This is a genomic window from Streptomyces sp. NPDC019224 (genome assembly GCF_040632605.1).
In the GTDB taxonomy this organism is placed as follows: Bacteria; Actinomycetota; Actinomycetes; order Streptomycetales; family Streptomycetaceae; genus Streptomyces.
Map to the genome: position 1 here is coordinate 42,400 of NZ_JBEYCF010000049.1, position 15,956 is coordinate 58,355.

Consider the following 15,956-nt stretch of genomic DNA (forward strand, 5'->3'; position numbering starts at 1 on the left):
GGCATCAGGGCTCGAAGCGGTAGCCCATGGCCGGCTCGGTGATCAGGTATCGGGGGTGGGCGGCTGGGAACCGGTGGGGTGCGGGGCCTTCGCACCCCACCGGTTCCCGGTCCCTCGCCTCAGGTCCATCAGCCGTGGATCAGGTCCCTCAGCGCGGTGTTCAGCTCGAGGACGTTCACCCGGGGCTCGCCCATGAAGCCCAGGAGCCGGCCCGTCGTGTGTTCGGCGACGAGACTCTTGATCTCCTCGACGGGAAGGCCGTTCCTCTCCGCGACCCGGTGGACCTGGAGCCGCGCGTACGCGGGAGAGATGTCCGGGTCCAGGCCGGAGCCGGAGGAGGTGACGGCGTCTGCCGGCACGTCAGCGGGCTTCACCGCGTAGGTGGCCGTGGAGTTGTCCTCGGCCACCGCCTTCCTGGCGTCCGTCACCCACTGGATCAGTTCCTCGTTGTCGCCGGAGCGGTTGGTGGCGCCGGAGAGGACCAGGGAGTACTGCGTGTTGACGCTGTTGCTGCCGAGGCCGTTGGAGGGGCGCGGCTGGAACCACTTCAGGTCCGGTCGCACCACCTCCTCGGCGTCGTCGGGGTTCTGCTTCGGCAGGTTGTACGTCTGGCCGATGAGGGAGGAGCCGACCACGTCGCCGTTCCTGTCCTTGATCTCGGAGCCGTTGGCCCGTCCGGGCATGAGGCCCTGGGCGACGCCGGTGACGGCGAGGGGGTAGATGACGCCGCAGACCAGGGTGAGGACGAGCAGGGCCCTCAGCCCGGCCCCGAACAGGCGCACGGTGTTGTTGACGGAGGTGTGGGTCATGGCGGATCAGCCGATTCCGGGGATGAGGGAGATGAGCAGGTCGATGATCTTGATGCCGATGAACGGGGCGATCAGGCCGCCGAGCCCGTAGATCCCGAGGTTGCGGCGCAGCATCCGGTCGGCACTGGCGGGGCGGTAGCGCACTCCCTTGAGGGCCAGCGGTACGAGGGCGACGATGATCAGTGCGTTGAAGATGACGGCGGACAGGATCGCGGACTCGGGTGAGGCGAGCCCCATGATGTTCAGCTTGTCCAGCGACGGGTACGCCACGGCGAACATGGCGGGGATGATCGCGAAGTACTTCGCGACGTCGTTGGCGATGGAGAACGTGGTCAGTGCGCCCCGGGTGATCAGGAGCTGTTTGCCGATCTCGACGATCTCGATGAGCTTGGTGGGGTTGGAGTCGAGGTCCACCATGTTCCCGGCCTCCTTGGCGGCCGAGGTTCCGGTGTTCATGGCCACGCCGACGTCCGCCTGGGCGAGCGCGGGGGCGTCGTTGGTGCCGTCACCGGTCATCGCGACGAGTTTGCCGCCGGCCTGCTCCCGCTTGATGAGGGCCATCTTGTCCTCGGGGGTCGCCTCGGCGAGGAAGTCGTCGACACCCGCCTCCTCGGCGATGGCCTTCGCGGTCAGCGGGTTGTCGCCGGTGATCATGACCGTACGGATGCCCATCCGGCGCAGCTCGTCGAACCGCTCCCGCATGCCCTCCTTCACCACGTCCTTGAGGTGGATGACGCCGAGGACCCGTGCACCGTGAGCGTCTTCCAGAGCCACCAGCAGCGGCGTGCCACCAGCCTGGGAAATCCGGTCCGTGAGGACCTGTGCGTCCTCGGAGACAAACCCGCCCCGCTCCTTCACCCACGCCACGACGGAACCGGTCGCCCCCTTGCGGACCTTGCGCCCGTCCACGTCCACGCCCGACATACGGGTCTGCGCGGTGAACGCGACCCATTCGGCATCAGTCAGCTCGCCCTGGTGACGCTCGCGCAGCCCGTACTTCTCCTTGGTCAGGACGACGATCGAGCGGCCTTCGGGAGTCTCGTCGGCCAGCGAGGACAGCTGGGCGGCGTCCGCCAGCTCGGCCTCCGTCACCCCGTCGACCGCCAGGAACTCGGCCGCCTGCCGGTTGCCCAGGGTGATGGTCCCGGTCTTGTCGAGGAGCAGGGTGGACACGTCTCCCGCCGCCTCTACGGCGCGCCCGGACATCGCCAGGACGTTGCGCTGGACGAGGCGGTCCATACCGGCGATGCCGATCGCGGAGAGCAGCGCGCCGATGGTGGTCGGGATCAGGCAGACCAGCAGCGCGGTGAGCACGATCATCGAGGTCTGCTCGTCGGCGCCGGCGTATAGGGCGAACGGCTTCAGGGTGACCACGGCCAGCAGGAAGACGATGGTCAGGGACGCCAGCAGGATGTTCAGGGCGATCTCGTTGGGCGTCTTCTGCCGGGCGGCCCCCTCCACCAGGCTGATCATCCGGTCGATGAACGTCTCGCCCGGCTTCGTCGTGATCTTGACGACGATCCGGTCGGAGAGCACCTTCGTACCGCCGGTCACCGCGCTGCGGTCGCCGCCGGACTCCCGGATGACCGGAGCCGATTCGCCGGTGATCGCCGACTCGTCGACGGAGGCGACGCCTTCCACGACATCACCGTCGCCGGGGATGGTGTCGCCGGCTTCGCAGACCACCAGGTCCCCGATGCGCAGCTCCGTCCCGGCGACCCGCTCCTCGTTCGGACCGATGATCCGGCGGGCGATGGTTCCGGTCTTGGCCCTGCGAAGTGTGTCGGCCTGGGCCTTGCCCCGGCCCTCGGCGACCGCTTCGGCGAGGTTCGCGAAGACGGTGGTCAGCCAGAGCCAGCCGGCGATGGCCCAGCCGAACCAGTCGGTCGGGTCCAGCACCGCGAGCACGGTGGTGACCACGGACCCGATCAGGACGACGAACATGACGGGCGACTTGATCATCACCCGCGGGTCGAGCTTGCGCACCGCGTCCGGGAAGGACTTCAGCAACTGCTTCGGGTCGAACAGGCCGCTGCCGACGCGGTCGGTGACCGCTCGGTTGCCGGAGGGCGGCAGGTCGCCGTGCGGAGCGTGAGTGGGGGTGACGGTGCTCATGAGGCGAGCCCTTCGGCGAGCGGACCCAGCGCGAGGGCGGGGAAGTAGGTCAGACCGGTGATGATCAGGATGGTGCCGACGAGCAGACCCGCGTAGAGGGGCTTGTCGGTGCGCAGCGTGCCCGCGGTCTCGGGTACCGGCTTCTGCTCGGCCAGGGAGCCGGCGAGCGCCAGTACGAAGACGATCGGGAGGAAACGGCCGAGCAGCATCGCGATGCCGATGGTGGTGTTGAACCACTGGGTGTCCGCGTTGAGCCCGGCGAACGCCGACCCGTTGTTGTTGGCGCCGGACGTGTAGGCGTACAGGATCTCCGAGAAGCCGTGCGCACCGGAGTTGGTCATCGAGTTGCCCGGAGTGGGCAGGGCCATCGCGACGGCGGTGAAGCCGAGCACCAGGGCCGGAGTGATGAGGATGTAGCAGGCGGCGAGCTTGATCTGGCGGGTGCCGATCTTCTTGCCCAGATACTCCGGGGTGCGGCCGACCATGAGACCGGCGATGAACACCGCGATGATCGCCATGATCAGCATGCCGTACAGGCCGGACCCGACACCGCCGGGCGCGATCTCACCCAGCTGCATGCCCAGCATCGTGATGCCGCCGCCGAAGCCGGTGTACGAGGAGTGGAAGGAGTTCACCGCGCCGGTCGAGGTCAGCGTGGTGGCCACCGCGAAGATCGACGAGCCGGCGATCCCGAAGCGGGTCTCCTTGCCCTCCATCGCTCCGCCCGCGATCTCGAAGGCGGGCCCGTGGTGGGCGAATTCGGTCCACATCATCAGCGCGGTGAAGCCGAGCCAGATGGCGGCCATCGTGCCGAGGATCGCGTACCCCTGCCTGAGCGAGCCGACCATGCGGCCGAAGGTGCGGGTCAGCGCGAACGGGATCAGCAGGATGAGGAAGATCTCGAACAGGTTGGAGAGGCCGTTGGGGTTCTCGAAGGGGTGGGCCGAGTTGGCGTTGAAGTAGCCGCCACCGTTCGTGCCCAGCTCCTTGATGGCCTCCTGGGAGGCGACCGCGCCGCCGTTCCACTGCTGCGAACCGCCCGTGAACTGGCCGACCTCGTGGATGCCGGAGAAGTTCTGGATGGCGCCGCAGGCGACCAGGACGAGGGCGCCGATCACGGAGATCGGCACCAGGATCCGCACGGTGCCGCGCACCAGGTCGGCCCAGAAGTTGCCCAGCTCACCGGTACGCGACCGCGCGAAGCCCCGGACGAGCGCCACCGCGACGGCCATGCCGACCGCGGCGGAGAGGAAGTTCTGCACCGCGAGGCCGCCGGTCTGTACGACGTGGCCCATGGCCTGCTCGCCGTAGTAGGACTGCCAGTTGGTGTTCGCGACGAAGGACGCGGCTGTGTTGAACGCCTGGTCCGGGTCGATCGAGGAGAAGCCGAGCGAGCCGGGCAGCGAGCCCTGCACCCGTTGCATGAGGTACAGGAAGAGAACGCTCACGGCGGAGAAGGCGAGCACGCCCCTCAGGTAGGCGGGCCACCTCATCTCGGCGGACGGGTTGGCGCCGATGGCCTTGTATATCCACTTCTCCGGTCCGTAGTGCCTCTCGGAGGAGTAGACCCTGGCCATGTAGTCGCCCAGCGGACGGTACGCGAGCGAGAGGGCGGCGATCAGGGCGAGCAGCTGGAGTACACCAGCGGTCTGGGAACTCATGGCGTGCTCAGAACCTCTCCGGGTAAAGGAGAGCGAGGACGAGATACCCGAGCAGAGAGACGGCCACGACGAGGCCGACGATGTTCTCGGCGGTCACAGCTTGGTCACCCCCCGGGCGACGAGAGCCACCAGCGCGAATACCGCGACTGTGGTGACGACGAAGGCCAGGTCGGCCATCGTGAGCTCCTGATTGACGTGAGGAAGGGAATCGGCCGTGCGGCCAGGATGAGCAAACCTCGGCCTGAGCCCGGTGGAGAGCCACCTTGACGTGGTCCATACGGAAAGGGCGGGCCCCCTTGACGCCGATCTGACGCGCCCACCGCCACCGGCTACGCCGCGTGTCCTGCCGCATACGGTCGGATGCGTGATCGTTTTCCGCGGCAGGTGGCTCCCCGGACTACGGGCGCCGGTGGCCAGGCATTGCCTGGCACACGCACCGTGCCCCGTGCTCGCCGTCCCCCCGAACCCGCTCGAAGCCGAGATCGCCGCAGTACGGCGCAGGACGTGGTCCGTGCCGTACCTGACGAGGGAACCAAGGCGATGAGGGGCCCACGACGGCTCGCGTGCGTGGGCCGGGAGTCCGAAAGCGGTGGCGAGGTCGCGTCGGAACCCGAACCGCTTCGGGTCCGATGGAGGCTCGGCTCCCTGAGCGGATCGAGTCATGGCCCGTCCGGCCCCCTACCCTGCTGAGCTTCGCGAGCGCGCGGTACGCAACCAGCACCTACTGCGCGGCGGGCCCCGCCCCGGCGGGATGAGCTAGGTTGCCGCGCATGAAGCCACGGGTGTTCCTCTTCGATCTCGGTGGTGTGGTGTGCCGCTTCCACCGCGAACGGCGACTGGAACTCCTCGGAGCGGCGTGCGGGCTCCCCGCCCGGCGCGTCGAGGAGGAGCTCTACTCCGCGGGCCTGATCTCGGCCTGGGACCGCGGCGAGGGGAGCGCCGATGACGTGGAGGGGGAGATCAGGGGGCGCCTCGGCTTCACCGGTACGTCCGGGGAGCTGCGCCGCATCTGGTGCGGGGCGTTCGAGCCCGACCCGGACGTCCTCGCCGCGGTCGACCTGGTCCGTGGGCACCCGGCGGCCCTGTTCACGGACAACGACGCGCTGCTGCGCGCTGCCCTGCCCGAGTGGCTGCCCGATGTGAACGGCCGCTTCGACGCGCTCGCCTTCTCGTGCGCGCTCGGCGCGACCAAGCCCGCCGAGGAAGCCTTCGCGGGAGCACTCGGCCTGCTCGGCGCCACCGCCGGCGAGGCGTTCTTCGTGGACGACCGCGAGGCCAACGTCCGGGCGGCCCGTGAGCTGGGGCTGACCGCCGTGCTCTTCGAGGGCGGTGCCGCCCTCCGGCGGACGCTGCACGAGCTGCCGACCGGCTGAACCGCCCCGTGCCGGCGGGCCCGCAGAAAGCCCCGGCCGCTCACCCCACCCCCTCGCACCCCGCCAGGCCCCTTTGTCCGGGGCGGATGTGCCGTGCCCGGGGTCAGGAGGCCGTCAGCGTCATCTCGAAGGAGTACCGGGACGCCCGGTAGAGGTGGGAGCCGAATTCCACCGGACGGCCCCCGTCGCCCAGGACCGTGCGCTCCATGGTGAGCAGGGTGCCGCCGCGCACCTCCTCCAGCAGGCGGGACTCGGCCGCCGTGGCCCGGCGGGCTCCGATGGTCTGCTCGGCGGAGCGCAGGGCGATGCCGGCCCGCCGGAGCAGGGTGTAGAGGCCGTGCGCCGACAGGTCCTCCTCGGTCAGGTCCAGCAGGCCGGCCGGCAGGTGGTTCTCCAGGAGCGCCATCGGCTCGTCGTCCGCGTACCGCAGCCGGCGCAGCACGACCGTCTCCGTGCCGGGGGCGAGCCGGAGGGCCGAGGCGATCGGGCCCTCGGCGGGCCCGGTGCGCATCGACAGGACCTCGGTGCGCGGGCGGCGGTCCTCGCGCTGCAGGTCCTCGTAGAGGCTGGTCAGTTCCACCTGGCGGCGGACCCGGTCGGTGAGGACCTGGGTGCCCACGCCGCGCTTGCGGGACAGCAGCCCCTTGTCCACCAGATGCCGCATGGCCTGACGCATCGTCGGGCGGGAGAGCCCGAAGCGGTCCGCCAGGGAGATCTCGTTCTCCAGACGGGTGCCGGGCACCAACGTGCCGGATTCGATGAGGTGTTGGAGCTGCTGGGCGAACTGGAAGTACAGCGGGACCGGGCTGGACCGGTCGATGGTGATCAGCCGGGTGAGCGGTTCCACGCCGGGTTCCTCGGAACGTTGTGCCACGCGCTCAGTATGCCGCCTGCCCGAGTCGAGCTCAGTACGTATGTATGTCCGTACACATGCTTGCCCCTGGGTGATCGGCGAGGATACGAAGACGAAGATCAGGGGCCTCGGCCACCCGGCCCCTCCCGACCCGGAGGCACCGCGCATGCGCATCGGACTCATCGGAACGGGCCGCATCGGCGCGTTCCACGCCGGCACCCTCGCAGCCCTGCCTGCGGTCGACCGCCTCGTCCTGCACGACGCCGTCGAGCAGCAGGCCCGCGAGCTCGCCGGGAAGCTCGGCGCCGACTGGGCGGGGGACCTGGACGGGCTGCTGGGCTCCGGCCTGGACGGCGTCGTGATCGCCGCCCCCACCGCCGTCCACGACACGCTCATCCGTGCGGCGGCCGCCGCCGGGGTGCCCGTCTTCTGCGAGAAGCCGATCGCCGCCACCCTCGAAGCGACCCGCGCCCTGCTCGCCGGGCCGGCCGGCTCCGCGGTGCCGCTCCAGGTCGGCTTCCAGCGGCGCTTCGACGCCGGGTACACCGCCCTGCGCGACGCGGTCGCCGCCGGGGAACTGGGCCGGCTGCACACCGTACGCGCCTGCACCGCCGATCCCGCGCCGCCGCCGGCCGGATATCTGCCGCTGTCCGGCGGCATCTTCCGCGACTGCGCCGTGCACGACTTCGACAGCGTGCGCTGGGTCACCGGCCGCGAGGTCGTCGAGGTCAGCGCCACCGGTGCCAACCGGGGCGATCCCGCCTTCGCCGCGGCCGGTGACGTCGACACCGCCGTCACCGTCCTCACCCTCGACGACGGCACCCTGGTCAGCTGCACCGCCACCCGCTACAACGGCGCCGGCTACGACGTACGCATGGAGGTCGCGGGCTCGCGGTCCACCCTGGCCACCGGGTACGACGACCGGGCACCGCTGCGGACCACCGCCGAGGGGCAGCCGTCCTCCGCCGCTCCCCACGACGGGTTCCTCAGCCGCTTCCACGACGCGTACGTCGCCGAGATGGCCGCCTTCACCGAGGTCGCCGCCGGGCTGCGGCCCAGCCCCTGCACCGGGGCCGACGCCCTGGCCGCGCTGCTGATCGCGGAGGCCGCCGACCGCTCGCGACGTACGGGGCGGCCGGTGCGCATCGAGGGGTGAGGGCGGGAGGCCGGGCCGGGGGAGGGGTCGAACGAAGATCCGGTTACCATATGAGCGCCTCCTAGCTCGAAAGATAAACCTGTGACTGTCAATGACGACGCGTTCACCAACTGGAAGAACCGCGAGGAAATCGCGGAGTCGATGATTCCGATCATCGGGAAGCTGCACCGCGAGCGGGACGTCACCGTCCTCCTGCACAGCCGCTCGCTGGTGAACAAATCGGTGGTGAGCATCCTCAAGACCCACCGATTCGCCCGGCAGATCGACGGCGCGGAGCTCTCGGTCACCGAGACCCTGCCCTTCCTGCAGGCCCTCACCACCCTGGACCTGGGCCCCTCCCAGATCGACATCGGCATGCTCGCCGCCCTGCACAAGGCCGACGACCGCGGCCTCACCGCGGCCGAGTTCGCCGCGGAGGCCGTCGCCGGCGCCACGGGGGACGACAAGATCGAGCGCCGCGAGGCGCGCGACGTCGTCCTGTACGGATTCGGCCGCATCGGCCGCCTCCTGGCCCGGCTGCTCATCGAGAAGGCGGGCTCGGGCAACGGCCTGCGGCTGCGCGCCATCGTGGTCCGCAAGGGTGCGGGCCAGGACATCGTCAAGCGCGCCTCGCTGCTGCGCCGCGACTCCATCCACGGCCAGTTCCAGGGCACGATCACCGTGGACGAGGCCAACGAGCGGATCGTCGCCAACGGCAACGAGATCCAGGTCATCTACTCCGACGACCCGACCTCGGTCGACTACACCGCCTACGGCATCGACGACGCCATCCTCATCGACAACACCGGCAAGTGGCGTGACCGCGAGGGCCTTTCGAAGCACCTGCGGCCGGGGATCGCCAAGGTCGTCCTGACCGCGCCCGGCAAGGGCGACGTCCCCAACATCGTGCACGGCGTCAACCACGGCATGATCAAGCCGGACGAGCGGATCATCTCCTGTGCGTCCTGCACCACCAACGCGATCGTGCCGCCGCTGAAGGCGATGGCGGACGAGTACGGGGTCCTGCGCGGACACGTGGAGACCATCCACTCGTTCACCAACGACCAGAACCTGCTGGACAATTACCACGGTTCCGACCGGCGGGGCCGCTCCGCGCCGCTCAACATGGTCATCACCGAGACGGGCGCCGCCTCCGCCGTGGCGAAGGCCCTCCCCGACCTGAAGGCGACGATCACGGGCAGCTCGATCCGCGTTCCGGTGCCGGACGTCTCGATCGCCATCCTCAGCCTGAAGCTGGGACGCGAGGCCACCCGCGACGAGGTCCTCGACCACCTCCGCGAGGTGTCGCTCACCTCCCCGCTGAAACGGCAGATCGACTTCACGACCGCCCCCGACGCGGTGTCGAGCGACTTCATCGGCTCGCGCCACGCCTCCATCGTCGACGCCGGCCCCACCCAGGTCGACGGCGACAACGCGATCCTCTACCTCTGGTACGACAACGAGTTCGGCTACTCGTGCCAGGTCATCCGGGTCGTGCAGTACGTCTCCGGGGTCGAGTACCCGACCTTCCCGGTGCCGGCCGCCTGAGGCGCGGCAGTCAGGTCCCGCCCGCCGGCCCGGCGGGCGGGACCTGCTCCGTCAGGCGGTCCCGGAGGCCGTGACCCCGGGCGCGGGAGCGTAACCCGTGGCCCGGGCGGTGAACGTCCCCCGGCCCTGCGTCCGGCTCCGCAGCCGGGTCGCGTAACCGAACAGCTCGGCCAGCGGAACGGTCGCCGTGACCACCGCCGCGCCGCCCCGCGTGGTCGACCCGGACACCCGGCCGCGCCGGGCGGCCAGGTCGCCGAGCACCCCGCCGACCGCGTCGTCCGGCACGGTGACCGTGACCTCGACCACCGGCTCGAGCAGCACCATCGCACTGGCCCGCAGTGCCTCCCGGAGCGCGAACCGCCCTGCCGTGCGGAACGCCATCTCCGAGGAGTCCTTCGGATGCGTCGCGCCATCGGTCAGCGTCACCCGCACCCCGGTCACCGGATTCCCGCCGAGCGGACCCTCCGCCAGCGCGTCCCGGCAGCCCGCCTCGACCGCCCGCACGTACTCCTGCGGCACCCGGCCGCCGACGACCGCCGAACGGAACGCGAACTCCGCCGCCTCCTCGCCGCTCCCGCCGGTGGCCTCCAGTGGTTCGACGTCGATGACGACATGCGCGAACTGCCCTGCCCCGCCGTCCTGTTTGACGTGCCGGTAGACCAGTCCGGACACCCCGCGCACCAGCGTCTCCCGGTGCGCGACCTGCGGCCGGCCGACCCGCACATCCAGACCGTGGTCACGGCGGATCTTCTCCGCGGCCACCTCCAGATGCAGTTCGCCCATGCCCGAGAGAACGGTCTGACCGGTCTCGGCGTCCGTACGCACCACGAGCGACGGGTCCTCCTCGGCCAGCCGGACCAGGGCGGCCATCAGCCGCTCCGTGTCCGTGCTCCGCCGCGCCTCCACCGCCACGGACACGACCGGATCGGCCACCGAGGGCGGTTCGAGGACCAGCGGGGCGTCGGGCGCGCACAGGGTGGCGCCCGGACGGACGGTCTTCGGGCCGATGACCGCGACGATGTCCCCGGCCACCGCCGCGTCCACATCCACATGCCGGTCCGCCCGGACCCGCAGGATGCGGCCGACGCGTTCCCTGCGCCGGGTGCCCGCGTCCAGCACCGTCTCCCCCTTCCCGATCGTTCCCGAGTACACGCGCAGATACGTCAGCCGGCCCGTCGCGGTCGCGTTCACCTTGAACGCCAGTGCGGCGAACGGCCCTTGGGAATCGGCGGCCCGCTCCTGCACCGCCCCGTCGAGCACGCCCCGTACCGGCGGCACGTCGGCGGGGGAGGGCAGATACGCCACGACCGCCTCCAGCAACGGCTCGACGCCCCGGTTGCGGTACGCCGAACCGCACAGCACCACGACCCCCTCACCGGTCCGCGTCAGCTCGCGCAGCGCCCCGGCCAGCGTCTCCTCCGAGAGCTCGGAGCGTACGCAGAACTCCTCCAGGGCGCCGGGGTGCAGCTCCGCCACCTCCTCCTCCAGGAGCCGACGGCGCCGGGCCGCCTCCTCGCGCAGCTCGGCGGGCACCTCGCCCTCCTCGTACGCGTCGGCGCCGTCCGCCCACACCAGGGCGCGCATGCGCAGCAGGTCGACGACCCCGCGGAAGGCGTCCTCCCGCCCGATGGGCAGCTGGACGACGAGCGGGACCGTGTGCAGCCGCTCCCGGATCGAGGCGACCGCGGTGTCCAGGTCGGCGCCGGCCCGGTCGAGCTTGTTGACGAAGGCGATGCGCGGGACGGAGTGGCGGTCCGCCTGGTGCCACACCGACTCGCTCTGCGGCTCCACTCCGGCCACCGCGTCGAACACCGCGATCGCGCCGTCGAGCACCCGCAGCGAACGTTCGACCTCGTCGGCGAAGTCGACGTGCCCCGGGGTGTCGATGAGGTTGATCCGGTGACCGGCCCAGGTGCAGCTGACGGCCGCGGCGAAGATGGTGATGCCCCGGTCGCGTTCCTGGGAGTCGAAGTCCGTGACGGTCGTCCCGTCGTGGACCTCGCCGCGCTTGTGGGTGGTGCCGGTGGTGTAGAGGATGCGCTCGGTGACGGTGGTCTTGCCCGCGTCGACGTGGGCGAGGATGCCCAGGTTGCGGACGGTGCCGAGAGCGGCGACGAGGGAACGGTGCTGGTGGGTACGCACGGCCGGTGGCCTTTCGGGATGATCCGGAAGAAGACGGCGCGATGCCCGGACGAAGCGGCCCGGAGGGGGCCCGCGGAGCCCGTCGCCCCCCGTACGTGCAGGGGTGACGATCAGTCAGAAGGCGTGTGGATTCCGGGCGTTCGTCACAGAGGCCGGGGCCGGCCGCGCAGCCGGCTCCGGGCGGCGGAAGACACCAGGATCACCTCGAACCGCGACGGGGGGACGACGGCGGCGGTGCGCTGACGCACGGCGGTCTCCCCTCGATGGTCACGGCGGGCGCACCGGCGGAGGGCCGGTACGCGGTGTGGGGCGAGTCTAGGGAAGGCGACGTACGCGGGGGAACCGGTTTTTCGGCCGGGCGAGCGGCCGGCAGGCGCTCCGGCACCGCCGCAGCGCGTTCCGGCCGCAGCCGCGCCACTCCGCGGGGGACGGGCCCGCGCCCCGGCCTCCCCGTGTGATCAGGGCGTTCACGGGTGTGTGCGGGTCCAGGGCCATCGTGCGCGCGAACAGGACACCGATCACGAGCGGGGCGAGCGTGAGGGCCAGGGTGGCGCCGGCACTGGTGACGTGCCGCATGCGGGGGTGCTGTGCGTCGGGAGCCATGACCCCATTTCAGCGGGGGCGCCCCGGCCCGGGATCGGGCGGCGTACTCAGACCGCACGGCCCGGATACTCACCCGGGCCGTGCTCGCTTTGGCCTCCGGACGCTCAGGCCTTGGTGCCGGAACCCCCGCCCGACGCCGCCTTGATGCCCTTGGTGATCTCGTCCAGGACGGACAGCGAGGGCGCCTTGGCATTGATGTCGAAGCCCGAGCGGATCACGATCAGTCTGTCTTTGGCGAGCGGGGACGGGAAGGCCAGCGACTCGACGTAGCCGTCGTCGCCGTTCTTCGTCACCACCTTCCAGCGCACCCGGTAGCCTTGCTGTCCGGCCACCGTGACCGCTTCGGACTTCAGCTCCTCGTGCGAGGTGATGCCGCCGTAGATCGCCTCGCCGTAGGACTGGTCGGCGTTGGCCTCGATGTCCTTCTCGGCTGTGGCCTTCGCGGTCTTGGTGGTCAGCTTGAGCGCCTCGGCGGGGGCGGAGAACACCCCGCCGCGCACGCACTGCTGGTCGGTGTCGCCGGGGCAGGCGTATGAACCGGTGGTCACCCCGGCGCCCATGCCCGACTCGCCCTTCCAGCCGTCGGGCACCGGGATGCTGATGCCGCTGGCCAGGTCCGTCGCGTAACCGTCCTCGATCTCCGGCTGCCCCTGCTCCGGTGACTCACTGCCGCCACCGCTGTTGCCGCCGGCGCCCCCGTCGTCACCGTTTCCGCCGCGCTGCCGGCCGGGCCCGGGGGAGGGGGACGCCGACGGGGCGGAGGCCACGGTGTCGTTCTTGCCGTCCGAGTCGTCCGTCAGCAGATAGACACCGCCCCCGACGGCGGCGAGCACCACCACGGCCGCGGTGATACCGGCGCCGACGCGTATGCGTCGGCTGCGGGCGGCCGCCGGCGGTACGCGCAGGTGGTCGGTCCACTGGGTGCCGTCCCACCAGCGCTCGTGGCGGGGGCCAAATCCTGTATACCCGGGGTCTGGATGCCAGCCGGGCGGGCTCGTCTGGGTCACGCCGACACCGTATCCGGGTTGCCTGAGAATCCTATGAACCGGGTGGCCTGATCTCCCGGCGGGCGACCAGCCGATCCTCACCGCTCTCGGTCCGGACGAAGGGAGGGGTGGTCGCCGGCATCCGCCACCGCCCGGGAGTTGCGCAGGGCGCTGAAGCCCGGCGCCCCGCTGCTCATCCGCAACCCGTTCGCCGACCGGATCAGGCGGGAGACCGACGCCGAGCTGCGGTGCCTGGACGACGGTTCGAGCGCGGGATGCGCCGGCTGCGGACGACGGCGGAACAGGAGCCGGACCGGCCCGCCGGGAGCTGGATGGACCTGCTGGTCCTGGTCTGACGGCACGCGCCCCGCCGACGTAAGGTCGGGTCGCATGAAACTCAGCGACGAGGAGGGGCGGGCCGTGCGGGCCGCCATGGCGGGCGAACTGCGGCTGCTCGACCCAGAGGTACGGGCCTCGCCCGAAGCGGTGACGGAACTGCTCGACCCGGAGTTCACCGAGTTCGGCGCGTCCGGCCGCCGCTACGACCGCGGCTCCGTCCTCGCCGTCACCTCCGCCGTCGAGGACGACGACCCCGGCCCGGAGGTCTTCGAGCTGTCCGGGACCCTGCTCGCCCCGGACCTGGTCCACCTGACGTACGTCACCGAGCGCGACGGCCTGCTGTTCAGGCGCAGTTCGCTGTGGCGCAGGACCGGTGAGCAATGGCGGATGTACTTCCACCAGGGCACCCCGGCCGGCCCGGCGCGGGCCACCGGGGGAAAACCGGCGGACAGCCCCGGGGGCGCTGCATAGGCTCACCGGATGACACCTGCGCGCTACCCCTCCAAGCCCCGGCCCGGCGACCGCGTCGCCGTGCTCTCCCCCTCGTCCGGACTGCCCGGCATCCTTCCGCTGCCGTACGAACTCGGTCTGCGCAGGCTCCGCGAGGACTTCGGCCTGGAACCGGTGGAGTACTCCTGCACCCGGAAGATGGGCTCCACCCCGCAGGAGCGCGCCGCCGACCTGCACGCCGCGTTCGCCGACCCGGACATCAAGGCCGTCATATCCAGCATCGGCGGCGACGACCAGATCACCGTGCTGCCCCACCTGGACCGCGAACTCCTGCGGGCCCACCCCAAACCGTTCTTCGGTTACAGCGACAACACCAACCTGCTGGTCCTCCTCGACCGCCTCGGCATCGTGGGTTATCACGGCGCGTCCGTCATGTGCGAGCTCGGCCGCCCCGGCGCCCTGCACCCGCTGACCGCCGAGTCCCTGCGGGCGGCGCTGTTCACCCATGGCGAGTACGAGCTGACCCCGGCCAAGGAGAGCGGCAGCGTCAACCGGCGCTGGGAGGACCCGCGCACCTTCGACCACGAGCCCGATCTGCTTCCCGCCGAGGGTTGGACCTGGCACAACGCCGGCCGGGTCGTCGAGGGTGCCGGCTGGGGCGGCAACCTGGAGATCCTGGGCTGGATGCTGATGGCCGACCGCGAGATCCAGCCGCCCGAGGCGTACGACGGTCGCGTCCTGTTCCTCGAGACCTCCGAGGAGCTGCCCGGCGCCGAGGAGGTCTACCGCATCCTGCGCAACATGGGGGAGCGGGGACTGTTGCGGCGCTTCCCCGCCCTGCTGATGGGGCGGGCCAAGAACTGGTCCTTCGATCAGCCGCTCGACGCGGACGCCGGTGCGGTGTACCGCCGGGAGCAGCGGGAGGCGGTGCTGCGCGCGCTCGCCGAGTACGCCCCCGACACCATGGCGGTCTTCGACGTCGACTGCGGCCACACGGACCCGCAGGTGATCATCCCGTTCGGCGGCAAGGTGCGGGTGGACGGTGTGGAGCGGCGCATCGTCGTGACGTACTGACGGGGCGGCCTCCGGGTTGTGGTCCGACCACATACCGTGTGTGACATAGTGGGATGTTCCGACCGGAACAGAGGATGGCCCATGCCCGTCGACTGGGAGCCCGTACGGCAGTCGCGCACACACGAGCTGGTGCTCCAGAGCATCGAGCAGCGGGTGTTCGCCGGCGATCTCAAGGCCGGTGACCGCCTGCCGCCCGAACGGGAACTCGCCCCCGTCCTCGGCGTGAGCCGGTCCGCGCTCCGCGAGGCGCTGCGGGTGCTGGAGACCATCGGCGTGCTGGTCGCCCAGCCGGGCCGGGGCCCGGACGCGGGCGCCCGCATCGTCCGCAACCCCGACGACGCGCTCGGCCGGCTGCTCCGGCTCCACTTCGCCCTCGGCAGCTACAGCCTCGGGGACATGCTGGAGGCCCGCGTCGTGCTGGAGCGGTCGAGCTTCGAGGCGGCCGCCCGCCACGCCGCGCCGGCCGATCTCGACGAGGCCGAGGAGCTCGTCGTACGCATGGGGGCGCCGGGGGTCGGGGTGCCCGAGTTCAACGAGCTGGACACCCGGTTCCACGTCCGGATCGCCCGCGGCTCCGGCAACGCGCTGACCTCCACGCTCACTTCCGCCGTGCGCGAGTCCGTCCGGCCGCTGATCCTGCGCGCGCTGGAGGCGGAGCCCGACTGGCCGGCCACCGCCGCCGCACTCAACGCGGACCACGCCGAGCTGCTGCGGCTGGTGCGTGCGGGCGAGGGGGAGCGGGCGGCCGACCTGGTCGAGACCCACATCAGGGGCCTGCACGGCACCCTCGTGGACGAACCGGCCCCCGATTCCTGACCCGTACGCCCCGAAGAGCCGCCGCGCCGACACCCCTTCCGGAAGGGGTGTC

Annotated in this window: 14 protein-coding genes and 1 pseudogene; 7 read left to right on the plus strand and 8 right to left on the minus strand. The window is 71.2% G+C overall.

The features are described from left to right. Window positions 1–128: 128 nt before the first annotated feature. The 4 genes from ABZ564_RS26015 to kdpF are packed head-to-tail and all read right to left on the minus strand — an operon-like array spanning window position 129 to window position 4,682. A complete protein-coding gene (locus ABZ564_RS26015; RefSeq protein WP_360861021.1) occupies window positions 129–809 on the minus strand; it encodes a potassium-transporting ATPase subunit C in 681 nt (226 codons plus the stop codon). Window positions 810–815: 6 nt separating this feature from the next. Beyond that, window positions 816–2,924 carry a potassium-transporting ATPase subunit KdpB gene (kdpB, locus tag ABZ564_RS26020; RefSeq protein ID WP_360861023.1) on the minus strand — a complete coding sequence of 703 codons (2,109 nt, stop codon included), beginning with the start codon at window positions 2,922–2,924 and terminating at the stop codon, window positions 816–818. Then, entirely contained in the window at window positions 2,921–4,585 is a 1,665-nt protein-coding gene (kdpA, locus tag ABZ564_RS26025) for a potassium-transporting ATPase subunit KdpA (protein WP_360861025.1), read from the minus strand. The genes kdpB and kdpA overlap by 4 nt, the downstream gene beginning before the upstream one ends. A gap of 7 nt (window positions 4,586–4,592) precedes the next feature. Next, window positions 4,593–4,682, minus strand: a complete 90-nt coding sequence (gene kdpF, locus ABZ564_RS26030) for a K(+)-transporting ATPase subunit F (RefSeq protein ID WP_010058599.1) — start codon at window positions 4,680–4,682, stop codon at window positions 4,593–4,595. Between the two features lie 279 nt (window positions 4,683–4,961). Between kdpF and ABZ564_RS26035 the strand changes: the two are divergent. Together ABZ564_RS26035 and ABZ564_RS26040 are read left to right on the plus strand one after the other, a co-directional pair. After that, window positions 4,962–5,129: pseudogene (locus tag ABZ564_RS26035) on the plus strand (universal stress protein); the annotation flags it as partial. A gap of 226 nt (window positions 5,130–5,355) precedes the next feature. Further along, a complete protein-coding gene (locus tag ABZ564_RS26040; RefSeq protein WP_360861027.1) occupies window positions 5,356–5,958 on the plus strand; it encodes an HAD family phosphatase in 603 nt (200 codons plus the stop codon). A 103-nt stretch (window positions 5,959–6,061) separates the two neighbouring features. Here ABZ564_RS26040 and ABZ564_RS26045 read toward each other — a convergent pair whose 3' ends face one another. Next, complete coding sequence (locus ABZ564_RS26045; protein ID WP_360861051.1) at window positions 6,062–6,805, minus strand: GntR family transcriptional regulator; 744 nt, start codon at window positions 6,803–6,805, stop codon at window positions 6,062–6,064. Window positions 6,806–6,977: 172 nt separating this feature from the next. Here ABZ564_RS26045 and ABZ564_RS26050 point away from each other — a divergent pair, with 172 nt between their 5' ends. Both ABZ564_RS26050 and ABZ564_RS26055 read left to right on the plus strand, forming a co-directional pair. Further along, complete coding sequence (locus tag ABZ564_RS26050; RefSeq protein ID WP_360861053.1) at window positions 6,978–7,967, plus strand: Gfo/Idh/MocA family oxidoreductase; 990 nt, start codon at window positions 6,978–6,980, stop codon at window positions 7,965–7,967. Window positions 7,968–8,048: 81 nt separating this feature from the next. Then, complete coding sequence (locus tag ABZ564_RS26055) at window positions 8,049–9,494, plus strand: glyceraldehyde-3-phosphate dehydrogenase (protein ID WP_360861029.1); 1,446 nt, start codon at window positions 8,049–8,051, stop codon at window positions 9,492–9,494. A gap of 51 nt (window positions 9,495–9,545) precedes the next feature. Here ABZ564_RS26055 and fusA read toward each other — a convergent pair whose 3' ends face one another. From fusA to ABZ564_RS26070, 3 genes are all read right to left on the minus strand, one after another. After that, window positions 9,546–11,636 (minus strand): elongation factor G, encoded by a 2,091-nt coding sequence (fusA, locus tag ABZ564_RS26060; protein ID WP_360861031.1) that lies wholly within the window; start codon window positions 11,634–11,636, stop codon window positions 9,546–9,548. A gap of 315 nt (window positions 11,637–11,951) precedes the next feature. Continuing rightward, complete coding sequence (locus tag ABZ564_RS26065; RefSeq protein ID WP_360861033.1) at window positions 11,952–12,239, minus strand: hypothetical protein; 288 nt, start codon at window positions 12,237–12,239, stop codon at window positions 11,952–11,954. 104 nt (window positions 12,240–12,343) lie between these two features. Continuing rightward, the gene (locus tag ABZ564_RS26070) at window positions 12,344–13,246 is read right to left on the minus strand and encodes a DUF2510 domain-containing protein (RefSeq protein WP_360861035.1); all 903 of its coding nucleotides are present in this window, start codon (window positions 13,244–13,246) and stop codon (window positions 12,344–12,346) included. Window positions 13,247–13,615: 369 nt separating this feature from the next. On the opposite strand from ABZ564_RS26070, the gene ABZ564_RS26075 reads away from it, so the two are divergent. The 3 genes from ABZ564_RS26075 to ABZ564_RS26085 all read left to right on the plus strand — a co-directional run bounded on the left by ABZ564_RS26075 (window position 13,616) and on the right by ABZ564_RS26085 (window position 15,904). Beyond that, window positions 13,616–14,035 (plus strand): DUF4440 domain-containing protein, encoded by a 420-nt coding sequence (locus ABZ564_RS26075; protein WP_360861037.1) that lies wholly within the window; start codon window positions 13,616–13,618, stop codon window positions 14,033–14,035. 9 nt (window positions 14,036–14,044) lie between these two features. After that, a complete protein-coding gene (locus ABZ564_RS26080; RefSeq protein ID WP_360861039.1) occupies window positions 14,045–15,088 on the plus strand; it encodes a S66 peptidase family protein in 1,044 nt (347 codons plus the stop codon). Between the two features lie 81 nt (window positions 15,089–15,169). Then, on the plus strand, window positions 15,170–15,904 hold the full coding sequence (locus tag ABZ564_RS26085) for an FCD domain-containing protein (protein ID WP_360861041.1): 735 nt from the start codon (window positions 15,170–15,172) through the stop codon (window positions 15,902–15,904). Window positions 15,905–15,956: the final 52 nt, after the last annotated feature.